Below are 12915 nucleotides of genomic sequence, written 5' to 3'. Positions count from 1 at the left end.
TATTCTAAATGGGTATGTTATGCGCATATTTTTGATTGTATTGATGCGTTTTATTTTTTATTGGCCTTGTACAAATTTAAAAATATTTCTTACATATCAAAAGGATTGGTGAGTTTTTTATAGAGGTGCTGCTTATATGGGTATATATAATTGTTGCCTGTTTCTTATTCTTATTCCTCAACAAAATTCCCTAAATTTATATCCTTAAATTCAAACACCATAATGAAGCTTTACATCAAAAACATGGTTTGTGGCCGCTGCGAAATGGCAGTGACAGCAGCATTGGTACAGCTGCAAATTCCCGTTCTTTCTGTACAATTGGGCGAAGTGGAACTTGCCGTAAATTTGGAGGAAAGCCAAAAGCAAACCTTGGCAAAAAACCTGAATGCCCTTGGATTCGAATTGTTGGACGATAAAATCAGCAAGACCATCGAGCGTATCAAGAACTTGATAATTGATTTGGTTCATTATCAAAACGAGAAGCTGAAAATCAATTTATCCACTTATTTGGCCGAGGATTTAAAGCAGGATTACAGCGCTTTGAGCAATCTTTTCTCGGAAACCGAAGGCATCACGATTGAACATTATTTTATTGCCCAAAAAATTGAAAAAACAAAAGAATTGTTGATGTACAACGAATTGACCTTGAGCGAAATTGCCATTCAACTCAACTACAGCAATGTGGCACATTTGAGCAACCAGTTCAAGAAAGTAACGGGTTTCACTCCCAGCCATTTCAAGAAATTGAAAGAGGTCAAGAGGAAGCAAATCGATACTTTATAGAGGGCAAACGCCTTAAAAATTTTTTAGCCACGAATTTTACGAATTAGCACAAATTCATAAACAGTTAAAAAAATCACGCGGATTTTCTTGTTTTTATGGTGAATTCGTGCAATTTAAGAGTGCAAAAATTCGTTTACATTCGTGAAATTCGTGGCTGCTTTTTTTTATTTTTTTAAGGCGTTTGCCCTGTACTTTATAAATAATGCAAAAGTTTTCCAAAATTGTACAACAACCAAAACGGATGGCATTCGGATATTTGCAGTGTAATTTAAGATAGAAATCAAATGACACATACATATACTATTACTGGAATGTCCTGTAACGGCTGTCGCACCAAAGTGGAAAACGCCTTGAACGAAATGGATGGAGTGGAAGCAACAGTTACATTGAATCCGCCAATGGCGACCATCACGATGGAAAAACACGTTCCCATTTTTAAACTTCAAAAAGCATTATACTCCGCAGGGAATTATATCATTAGCGAAAGCGATGCTTCCAATGCAAATTCACTTTACGGCACGCCGCCATCAAGCGAAATCAATTCTGTGGCTTTACCCGCCAGTGCTTCGGGAAAATATTATTGCCCCATGTTTTGCGAAGGCGAAAAAGTGTATGACAAGATGGGCGATTGTCCCGTTTGCGGAATGGACTTGGTCAAGGCTCCCGAATTAATTGCCGCCAAAACGATGTACACTTGCCCGATGCATCCCGAAGTGGTGCAGGACAAACCCGGAGATTGTCCTATTTGTGGAATGGATTTGGTTCCAATGCAACCCGCGGACGAGGAAGAAAACAAAGCCTACAAAGACTTGTCGGAAAAAATGAAAATAGCATTGTTGTTCACCATTCCCGTTTTCATCATTTCGATGATGGAAATGGGGCACAACAATCCGTTGTTGCAAGTGATGGAAACCCAAAAATGGAATTGGGTGCAGTTTATCCTGACGCTTCCCGTGGTTTTTTATGCGGGTTGGATCTTTTTTGAACGCGCCTGGAAATCCATCCTGACTTGGAATCTCAACATGTTTACCTTGATAGGAATTGGAACTGGCGTTGCCTTTTTGTTTAGCGTGGCAGGACTCATTTTTCCCGAATTTTTCCCTGAAGAATTCAAGCACCACGGCACGGTTTCACTTTATTTTGAAGCCACGGTGGTCATATTGACCTTGGTTTTGTTGGGACAATTAATGGAAGCCAAAGCCCACGGACAAACCAATAAAGCCATAAAAGAACTATTGAAACTGGCTCCAACGGAAGCGACTTTGGTCATTGACGGCGTGGACAAAGTAATTTCCATCCACGACATCAAGAAAGGTGATTTATTGCGCGTCAAACCGGGAGAAAAAATCCCTGTGGACGGAAAAATAACCGACGGCGAAAGCACTATGGATGAATCGATGATTTCGGGAGAACCCATTCCTGTTGACAAAACAATTGGAGATGCCGTAATTGCCGGAACGATCAACGGCAACAAATCCTTCGTGATGCTGGCTGAAAAAGTGGGTTCGGAAACCCTGCTTTCGCAAATAGTGCAAATGGTCAACGATGCCAGTCGTTCCAGGGCACCCATCCAGAAATTGGCCGACAGCATTGCCAAATATTTTGTGCCGGCCGTGGTGGGAATTTCGGTGGTAACCTTTATCGTTTGGGCGAATTTTGGTCCAGAACCCGCTATGGTGTACGGTTTCATCAATGCCGTTGCCGTATTGATTATTGCCTGTCCATGTGCTTTGGGATTGGCCACGCCAATGTCGGTGATGGTGGGAGTAGGCAAGGGCGCACAATCGGGAGTTTTGATTAAAAATGCCGAAGCCCTGGAAAACATGAACAAGGTAAACGTACTGATTACAGACAAAACAGGAACGATTACGGAAGGAAAACCATCGGTCGAAAAAGTGTTTTCTTCGAATAATGAAGAAGTAGTTTTATTGCAAAACATCGCTTCCTTGAACCAATACAGCGAGCATCCTTTGGCGCAAGCCGTGGTAAATTATGCCAAATCCGCAACTATTTCCTTGGTCGAAGTAAAGGATTTCGAGGCAATTTCAGGAAAAGGAGTTATTGGAACGGTTGCCAACAAAAAAGTGGCTTTGGGAAACAAAAAACTGATGGAGCAAGTAAACGCTGCTGTTTCAGAGGATTTGGAAACCAAAATTATTGCGGAACAAAAACTGGGAAAAACAGTTTCCTATATTTCAATTGATGGAATAGCCGTTGGTTTTGTGTCTATTTCCGATAAAATAAAAGCAACTAGTGCCGATGCCGTCAAGGAATTGATGCGTCAAGGTGTTGCAGTAATTATGCTGACAGGCGACAACGAAAATACCGCAAAAGCAGTCGCCGACGAATTGCATTTGACCCATTTTATTGCGAATTGTTTGCCCGAAGACAAACTCAAGGAAATCAAACGCCTGCAAGCCGAAGGGAAAATCGTGGCCATGGCCGGCGACGGAATCAACGATGCACCGGCATTGGCGCAAGCTGACATCGGAATCGCGATGGGAACCGGAACCGACGTGGCGATTGAAAGTGCCAAAATCACTTTGGTCAAAGGCGATTTGCAGGGAATCGTCAAAGCCAAAAAACTGAGCCAGGCCGTGATGCAAAACATCAAGCAGAATTTGTTTTTTGCTTTTATCTACAATGTTTTGGGAATTTCGGTGGCAGCAGGAATGTTGTATCCTGTTTTTGGATGGTTGCTTTCGCCAATGATTGCCGCCGCCGCGATGAGTTTTAGCTCCGTTTCCGTCATCGTGAATTCGTTGCGATTGAGGAGTTTTAGAATCTAATCAATTTGTAATCAATCTTAAGATATAAACACTTAAAAATCAGATTATTATGTTTGTTTTTGGTAAAAGAGTTCATTACCTTTGAAAGGACTATTTTTATGATAAAAATAAGTAAAGGGACAACTGTTGTTGCCCAATTGTGTTGGCAATAAGTTAAAACACGACAAGCAACAGACGGTTAAATGAGTATTCGGTTTCCTGCTTCCAAACCGAAACCACAAAAGGATGTGGATGTCACAACTTCTAAAATAAAATACTTCGATTAACAAAAAGCGTGAAACCTTTAAATTAATCAAAAATGAAAACAATTACTTTCGGTACTGGCCAAAGTAATTTTGGCACGGTATTACTATTTTTTATTTGTTTTTTATTCAGTTTAAATTCCCATGGCCAGAAAGTTTTAACTTGGCTTTCAGAAAGTTGGAGAAATGAAACTTGGGAGAATTCAAGCCAAATATTAAATGTTTATGATGAAAATGGGTATTTAATTCATGACAAGTACCAAAGTTTTAATGTTACTTGGAAAGATCAATTTCAAAACGATTACATCAATAATCCGGATGGAACTGCGCAGCAGCGTATTACTCAAATATGGAATGCGCCATCTAATAAATGGGAGGTATCTGGAAGAACAACCTATACTTATAATTTGGCTAAAAAAGTGCTCACTTCTGAATACGAGGATTGGATCAATCCAAATTGGATTTTTTATCGCAAGGATACCTATACGTATGACGGAAACAATTATTTAACTAAAATTCTATCGCAAGAATATGATTTTATTTCGTCATGGGATGAATATCAAACCACTTACTCCAACAATCCTGATGGAACTGTAAGTCAAGCTATCGTTGAGACGGGGAAAGCCAATTTATTGACGAATTCAGCCCGTTATACTTATACCTATACTAATTCCAAATTAATAATGCAGCTTGCCGAAAAATGGAATGGTACAACTTGGGAAAACTTTTGGAAACAAACTATGGAGTATGACAGCAATGGCTATTTAATAAATGTTCTGAATCAAGATTGGATAGCAGGCAGCTGGAAAAATAAATTCCGATCATTTTATACCAATTATGGAAATGGCACTCCATTTCAAATTGTTACCGAAGTCTGGGATGACATTGGTCTATTATGGAAAACGGACTACAGGGCAACTTATACTTATTTTACATTGGGAGTTGATGAACACGCTTTTGAAAAAAGTTTAGCCGTTTATCCAAATCCTGCACAAGACAAAATTACGATCAAAACAGACGGCAATAATATAGGAGTGAAATATTGGGTCACCGATCAATTGGGTCGACAATTCTTGAATGGAACTATCACTGATAAGACAACAGAAATTGATGTCAGCCAATTGTCAACCGGTATTTACTTTATAAAAATGGGACAAAACAAGAACCAGGTGATTAAAATAATTAAGAAATAAATATTCACCAAAATTGAAGCTTTTTGGATTCAATAGTTATTTAATGGAGAAGAATAACGACTAGATTATTGTTTTTTTACTTCGTTTCAGTCTTTTGTAATGTGTTTGGCGAAGATTTTTTTCACCAGAGATAATGCTGATATTGCCGTCAATTTCCAACATAGCCAACTTTACATCGGCAAAATTTTCGACTCCGTGTTCGCGCATGGCTTCCTGTAGTTCTTGGGAAGTGATGTTTAATTTGCTCAATGCCTTGAAATCCAATTTCCCTTCGTGGATTAGGATTTCTGGCTTTTCCTGCATAAAATTATTGAATTTTGGAAACTTGAACATTAGTTTTTTTAGCGTAAAGTTGATGCAAAAAAGGACGCTTGCAGCAGCCAAACCTCCCAAAAGACTGATATTGCTTCCCACCATTGCGTTTTGTACCGAGTTGCTTATCAACAAAATCAGGATAACATCGGCGGTGTTGAGCTGTGATAATTCTTTCTTGCCAAAAATCCGTAAAGCGATAAGCATAAAAAGATATACGGAAGCACTTCGGATGATGATGTCAAGATAAGGATTCATGCCTTTTTTATTTAGAGTTTAAAATTTTTCTCGATGGCGCGAATCATTTCGCCGGCGATGTCTTTATTGGTGGCACCTTCGATTCCTTCGAGTCCAGGTGATGAATTTACTTCAAGCAACAACGGCCCTTTGGAAGAACGAATAATATCAACTCCGGCGACTTTCAAATCCATGGCTTTGGCAGCGCGAATGGCAATTTTTTTCTCTTCGGTTGTTGGTTTTATGACCGAAGCGGTTCCTCCGAGATGAATGTTGGCGCGGAATTCTCCCGCCAAGGCTTCTCGCTGGATTGCCGCCACGACTTTGCCGTCAATGACGAACAAGCGCAGGTCTTTTCCGTTGGCTTCCTTGATAAATTCTTGTACCAAAATATTGGCATTTAAACTTTTGAAAGCGTTGATGACACTTTCTGCCGCTTTCTTGGTTTCTGCCAAAACCACTCCTTTTCCTTGGGTTCCTTCCAATAGTTTAACGATTAGGGGCGTGCCACCCACCATTTTTATCAAATCATCGGTGTCCAATGGCGAATGGGCAAAACCCGTAGTTGGAATTTCAATGCCGCTTTGCAGCAACAATTGCAGGGAAAATAATTTGTCCCGTGATTGCGTGATTGCCGTTGACGAATTCAAACAAAATACATTCATGGCTTCGAATTGTCGCGTCAGGGCACAGCCGTAAAAGGTGATGCTTGGTCGAATTCTTGGAATGATGGCGTCAAATTGATTTAAAATCAATCCGCCACGATAATGAATTTCGGGTGTTTTGGCATCCAGTTTCATGTAGCATTCCTTGATGTTCAAAAAGTGCATTTCGTGGCCCCGCATTTCACCGGCTTCCATAATCCGCTTGTTGCTGTACAATTCTGGATTGCTGGCCAAAAGCCCAATGCGAATACCGGAACTGGCTTTCTCGGAGTTTTTATAAACTTCCTTCAAACTGTCGCTTGTGGGTTGTCCCAAAACATATTGTTGCTCGGGATCGACCATCACTCTTCCGCTCATGGCTTCACGTCCCAGCAGCATTCGGAATCCCATTGAATCGCGATTGGTCAATGTCATTTCGATCAGCCAATTCGAGTTTCCAATTTCCAAATTGGTTTGAATCACGTAGCGTTCTTCCCGAAATCCACTGGAACTTTTAACGATTCTTTTGTCGACCAAAGGCGCTTCGCAATGAATGACAGTTTTGACGTTGTTTTGTATCGGATTAATGTCAAATTTGACCCAGTTTTGTCCTTCTTTTTTGAAAGGAGCAATATTGATGGCGTGCAAAGCCGAAGTTTTTGCGCCGGAATCAACACGTGCCTTGATGATTGGAATTCCTAATTCAGGGAAGGAACACCACTCTTCGCTGCCCAATATAATTTTGCTTTGTAACATAAATGAGTTTTAATATTTTGGACTTAATCCAGTGTAAATATATATCGATAAAAGAACTTTGGATGTTAAATTACGGTTAAATCAGGAAAATCAACGATTTGTAAATTGTAATTATTAAAAAAAGAATGGTTCTACTGAAAATGTTGTGAAACATAAATAGATGTCCTTTTTTTAAAGGTTTGTCAAGTCGAACGCAATGTCAATAAGCCAAGGATTTTATCCGTCACTTCGAGTGTTTTTTAATAGTAATGCGATAGCTTTACTATTAAAAAATGTATCGAGAAGCCTGTAATGGTAAAGTTCTCGATACATTTTATTTAAAAAAGCTGTCGCATTTTTAAATAAAACACTCGAACAGACGAACGGGAGTCCTTAGCTTAATAAATCGGCATCATTAAAAAAATCAGCCACAAATTACACTAATTTCACCAATTATTTCGTGAAATTAATGCAATGAGTGGCTGAAAATTGGGGCCTAAAACTATATTCTAATTTGTCGGTTTTTCTTCTTTATGAACCGTAACGGTCAGTTCTTGCGAAGCTTCGTTCAAGTCCATGAAAATCTCGTCTCCCACAGCTACTTTGGAAGTAATGATTTCTTCGGCAAGTGCGTCTTCAACATATTTCTGGATCGCTCTTTTTAGCGGTCTAGCTCCAAATTGTCTATCAAAACCTTTGTCGGCAATAAAGGCTTTTGCCGTATCGGAAAGATTCAAATGATAGCCCAATTCTTTGATGCGAGCATATAATTTATTCAATTCGATATTAATAATTAAATTGATGTCTTCTTTTTCCAATGCATTGAAAACAATCACGTCGTCAATTCTGTTCAAGAATTCGGGAGCAAAGGTTTTCTTCAAGGCATTTTCGATAATGCTTTTCGAATTGTCGTCGGCTTGGGCTATTTTGGCAGCAGTTCCAAAACCAACACCTTGACCAAAATCCTTCAATTGACGTGCGCCCACATTCGAAGTCATGATGATGATGGTATTCTTGAAATCGATTTTTCGTCCCAAACTATCGGTTAAATATCCATCGTCAAGAACTTGAAGCATCATGTTGAAAACATCTGGATGTGCTTTTTCAATCTCGTCCAAAAGCACCACGCAATACGGTTTGCGACGTACTTTTTCGGTTAATTGTCCGCCTTCTTCGTAACCAACATATCCCGGAGGCGCACCAACCAATCTTGAAATGGCAAATTTTTCCATGTATTCGCTCATGTCAATTCGTATCAAGGCATCTTCAGAATCGAATAATTCCTTGGCCAGCACTTTGGCCAATTGGGTTTTACCAACACCGGTTTGACCCAAGAAAATAAAGGAACCAATTGGTCGGTTTGGATCTTTCAATCCGGCACGATTTCTTTGGATGGAGCGCGCAATTTTCATTACGGCTTCTTTTTGTCCGATAACTTTGCTTTCAATAAGTTCTGGTAATTTGGCTAATTTGTTGCTTTCAGTTTGTGCAATACGATTTACTGGAATTCCAGTCATCATCGAAACTACGTCGGCAACATTGTCTTCGGTAACCTGGATTCTGTTGTTTTTAGAATCTTCGTCCCATTGTTCCTGGGCGATTGCCAAATCTTTTTCAATTCGTTTTTCGTCATCACGAAGTTTGGCCGCTTCTTCATATTTCTGTTTTTTGACAACAGAATTTTTCAATTCGCGAACATCTTCCAATTGTTTTTCGAGTTCCAAAATTTGTTTGGGAACATCAATATTTACAATGTGGACACGAGAACCAGCTTCGTCCAGTGCATCGATGGCTTTGTCCGGCAAGAAACGCTCTGACATGTATCTGTCGGTCAATTTCACGCAAGCTTCAATGGCTTCCGGCGTGTAAGTAACGTTGTGGTGGTCTTCGTATTTGTCTTTAATGTTGTTCAAGATTGTAATTGTTTCTTCAATAGAAGTTGGTTCCACAATCACTTTTTGAAAACGTCTTTCCAACGCTCCGTCTTTCTCGATGTATTGTCTGTACTCGTCAAGAGTAGTTGCTCCAATGCATTGGATTTCCCCTCTTGCCAAAGCGGGTTTGAACATATTGGATGCGTCCAACGAGCCAGTGGCTCCGCCAGCACCAACGATGGTGTGAATTTCGTCAATGAAAAGAATGATGTCGTCATTTTTTTCCAATTCGTTCATCACGGCTTTCATTCTTTCTTCAAACTGTCCACGGTATTTTGTTCCCGCAACAAGGCTCGCCAAATCAAGGGTTACCACACGTTTGTTGAATAATATGCGGGATACTTTCTTTTGAATGATGCGCAAGGCCAATCCTTCGGCAATGGCCGATTTACCCACTCCGGGTTCTCCTATAAGAAGCGGATTGTTCTTTTTGCGTCGGCTTAAAATTTGGGAAACACGTTCGATTTCTTTTTCGCGTCCCACGACAGGATCTAATTTTCCTTCTTCGGCCATTTCCGTTAAATCTCTCCCAAAATTGTCCAAAACAGGAGTTTTGGATTTTTTGTTGGATTTATTGGCTGGATTATTGAAAGTTCCTTCTTTTAGACTGTCATCTTGTCCTGAATCTTCGTTATAGGCGTCGTTTCTTGGCAAGTTTTCTATAAAATCTTCTTCGTTTGGTGTCATGTTTAGATATTGTTCTTTAGCTATGTCATAATCAATTTTCATTTTATTCAATAGCTTGGTTGTAGGATCGTTTTCGTTTCTTAAAATGCACAATAGCAAATGCGCTGTGCTAATGGAAGTGCTGTGGAATACTTTTGCTTCCAGAAAAGTGGTTTTTAATGCACGTTCCGCTTGCCGTGTCAGGTGTAGATTTTTTTTCTCGTTATTGATTTCTACAATAGGACTGGCAGGACTCAGGATTTCTACTTTTCTTCGAAGGTGGTCCAGGTCTATGGCTAAATTATTCAATATGTTTATTGCTTTCCCATTGCCATCCCTCAGGATACCCAGTATTAAATGCTCGGTTCCAATGAAGTCGTGTCCCAGTCGCAAAGCCTCTTCTTTGCTGTAGGTTATAACATCTTTTACCCTTGGTGAAAAATTATCATCCATAATATAGTGTTGTAATTGTAAACGTAAATTTAGTGATTTAGTAACTGAAAAACAAAAATCATTCCTTTCTAGAACTTCTGTCAGCTAATTGACAAAAAAAGAATGGAAAAAACGTTAAAAGTTCCTTAATTTATTAACTAAAAAACAACCAAATTTTGTTAATAAATCATTGAAATTAGTATTGTAAAAAGGCTTTCAAAAAATCAAAAAGGTGTATATTAGCACGTTTTGAAACTAAAATAAATTTATTAAATACAACAACTTATGTCTGAAGGAGAAAAGTTAATTCCTATTAACATTGAAGATGAAATGAAATCAGCTTACATCGATTATTCGATGTCGGTAATTGTATCCAGAGCACTTCCTGATGTTAGAGATGGCTTGAAACCAGTACATCGAAGAGTACTTTACGGGATGTATGATTTGGGAGTTAATTCACGATCTGCCCACAAAAAATCGGCGAGAATCGTCGGAGAAGTTTTAGGAAAGTATCACCCTCACGGAGATACTTCGGTTTACGATGCGATGGTTCGTATGGCCCAAGAATGGAGCATGCGCTATTTGTTGGTTGACGGACAAGGTAACTTTGGTTCTGTCGATGGGGATAGTCCAGCTGCAATGCGTTATACCGAAGCCAGAATGAAAAAGATTTCGGAAGAAATTATGGCAGACATCGAAAAAGAAACCGTTGATTTTCAATTGAACTTTGACGATACTTTATATGAGCCAAAAGTGATGCCGACCAGAGTTCCTACTTTGTTGGTAAATGGCGCAACGGGAATTGCCGTAGGTATGGCTACCAATATGCCTCCACATAATTTAACGGAAGTTATCAACGGTACATTGGCGTATCTTGACAACAATGATATTGAAATAGATGAATTAATGACTTATATCAAGGCACCTGATTTTCCAACAGGAGGCGTGATATATGGTTATGAAGGTGTTCGTGAAGCATTCAAAACAGGTCGTGGACGTATTGTAATGCGTGCCAAAGTAGGTTTTGAAGAAGTGGACGGTAGAGAATGCATCATTGTTACCGAAATTCCATACCAAGTCAATAAAGCGGACATGATTAAGCGCACTGCCGATTTGGTCAATGACAAGAAAATTGATGGAATTGCCAATATTCGTGACGAATCGGATAGAAACGGTATGCGTATCGTTTATATCTTGAAACGTGATGCCACGCCAAACGTGGTTTTGAACACGCTTTACAAATTCACTCAATTACAATCTTCTTTCAGTGTAAACAACATTGCATTGGTAAAAGGGCGTCCTCAAATGTTGAATCTAAAAGACATGATTCACTATTTTATTGAGCACCGTCACGATGTAGTGGTTCGTAGAACGCAGTTTGAATTGCGCAAAGCTGAAGAAAGAGCGCATATCTTGGAGGGTTTAATTATAGCTTCCGACAATATTGACGAAGTGATTGCCTTGATAAGAGGTTCGAAAAATACCGAAGAAGCGAGAGAAAAATTAATTGAGAGATTTAATCTTTCGGATATTCAAGCAAGAGCAATTGTTGAAATGCGTTTGCGTCAATTGACAGGTCTGGAACAAGACAAGTTAAGAGCTGAGTACGAAGAATTGATGAAATTAATCGACCATTTGAAAGCTTTATTGGCAGACGTAGATTTGAGAACTGCTTTGATCAAAGAAGAATTGGAAGAAATTCGCGAGAAATACGGAGACGAGCGTCGTTCTACAATTGAATATTCAGGTGGAGACGTAAGTATAGAGGATTTAATTGCCGACGAAAACGTGGTTATCACCATTTCGCACGCAGGTTACATCAAGCGTACTAATCTTACGGAATACAAAACGCAAAATAGAGGTGGAGTTGGACAAAAAAGTGCTGGAACAAGAGATCAAGATTTCTTGGAACATATGTTCGTTGCCACGAATCATCAATACATGATGTTCTTTACCCAAAAAGGAAAATGTTTCTGGATGCGTGTTTACGAAATTCCGGAAGGAAGCAAAACTGCCAAAGGTAGAGCGATCCAAAACTTGGTCAACATCGAAAGCGATGATAAAGTAAAAGCTTTTATTTGTACGCAGGATCTAAAAGACAAGGATTATATCAACAGCCATAATCTTGTAATGGTAACTAAACAAGGCCAGGTCAAGAAGACGTCATTAGAGAAATATTCTAAACCTAGGGTAAATGGTGTTGCTGCCATTACTATTAAGGAAGGCGATGAATTATTGGAAGCCAAATTAACGAATGGAGAAAGCCAGATTATTTTGGCCGTGAAATCAGGAAAATTAGTTCGTTTTGAGGAAACTAAAACCCGTCCAATGGGAAGAACGGCTTCTGGAGTTCGTGGAATTACCTTAAAAGATGAAGCGGATGAAGTAATTGGTATGGTTACTGTAGATAAAAACGATATTAATGATTCGCAAATTTTAGTGGTAACTGAAAATGGATACGGTAAGCGTACCAAATTAGTTGACGAAGATGGCGAAGATGTTTATAGAATTACAAACCGCGGTGGAAAAGGAGTAAAAACCCTGAATATTACCGAAAAAACAGGGAAATTAATTTCTATCAATGCTGTAACCGATGCCGATGATTTGATGATTATCAATAAATCAGGATTAACTATCAGAATGGCAATTGAAGATTTACGCGTCATGGGTCGTGCTACTCAAGGTGTTAAATTAATTAATCTAAAAGGAAACGATTCTATTGCAGCGGTTACCAAAGTAATGAAAGACGATGTGGTAGAAGTTGTAGTTGACGAAGATGGTAATGTTATCGAAACGGAAGTTATCGAGAGAGTGAAACCGGTTCTTGAAGTTCTTGAAGACGATGGCGTTGAAGACGAAGAGGAGGATGAAGATGATGATGCGGAAGAAGAGGAAGATGACGCAGAAGAAAGCGACGACGACGATTCGGATGATGAAAAATAAAAAAT

Annotated in this window: 7 protein-coding genes; 4 read left to right on the top strand and 3 right to left on the bottom strand. The window is 39.3% G+C overall.

What is annotated here, in order from left to right:
- Positions 1–222: 222 nt before the first annotated feature.
- From BUC16_RS12555 to BUC16_RS12545, 3 genes are all read left to right on the top strand, one after another.
- Positions 223–783: a helix-turn-helix domain-containing protein gene (locus tag BUC16_RS12555; RefSeq protein WP_073371032.1), complete on the top strand. Its 561-nt coding sequence runs from the start codon at positions 223–225 to the stop codon at positions 781–783.
- A gap of 284 nt (positions 784–1067) precedes the next feature.
- Positions 1068–3572 carry a heavy metal translocating P-type ATPase gene (locus tag BUC16_RS12550; protein ID WP_073371030.1) on the top strand — a complete coding sequence of 835 codons (2505 nt, stop codon included), beginning with the start codon at positions 1068–1070 and terminating at the stop codon, positions 3570–3572.
- Positions 3573–3870: 298 nt separating this feature from the next.
- Positions 3871–5007 carry a T9SS type A sorting domain-containing protein gene (locus tag BUC16_RS12545; RefSeq protein ID WP_073371028.1) on the top strand — a complete coding sequence of 379 codons (1137 nt, stop codon included), beginning with the start codon at positions 3871–3873 and terminating at the stop codon, positions 5005–5007.
- Between the two features lie 60 nt (positions 5008–5067).
- Here BUC16_RS12545 and BUC16_RS12540 read toward each other — a convergent pair whose 3' ends face one another.
- The 3 genes from BUC16_RS12540 to BUC16_RS12530 all read right to left on the bottom strand — a co-directional run bounded on the left by BUC16_RS12540 (position 5068) and on the right by BUC16_RS12530 (position 9988).
- On the bottom strand, positions 5068–5577 hold the full coding sequence (locus BUC16_RS12540; protein WP_073371027.1) for a DUF421 domain-containing protein: 510 nt from the start codon (positions 5575–5577) through the stop codon (positions 5068–5070).
- 11 nt (positions 5578–5588) lie between these two features.
- Positions 5589–6956, bottom strand: coding sequence for a 30S ribosomal protein S6--L-glutamate ligase (gene rimK / locus BUC16_RS12535; RefSeq protein ID WP_073371025.1), 1368 nt, complete (start codon positions 6954–6956; stop codon positions 5589–5591).
- Positions 6957–7444: 488 nt separating this feature from the next.
- Positions 7445–9988: an ATP-dependent Clp protease ATP-binding subunit gene (locus tag BUC16_RS12530; protein ID WP_073371024.1), complete on the bottom strand. Its 2544-nt coding sequence runs from the start codon at positions 9986–9988 to the stop codon at positions 7445–7447.
- Positions 9989–10252: 264 nt separating this feature from the next.
- Here BUC16_RS12530 and gyrA point away from each other — a divergent pair, with 264 nt between their 5' ends.
- Positions 10253–12910, top strand: coding sequence for a DNA gyrase subunit A (gene gyrA / locus BUC16_RS12525; protein WP_073371022.1), 2658 nt, complete (start codon positions 10253–10255; stop codon positions 12908–12910).
- Positions 12911–12915 lie beyond the last annotated feature (5 nt).

Origin of the sequence: Flavobacterium fluvii, from assembly GCF_900129545.1 — a bacterium.
In the GTDB taxonomy this organism is placed as follows: domain Bacteria; phylum Bacteroidota; class Bacteroidia; order Flavobacteriales; family Flavobacteriaceae; genus Flavobacterium; species Flavobacterium fluvii.
This window is presented reverse-complemented; position numbering and strand designations above follow the sequence as displayed.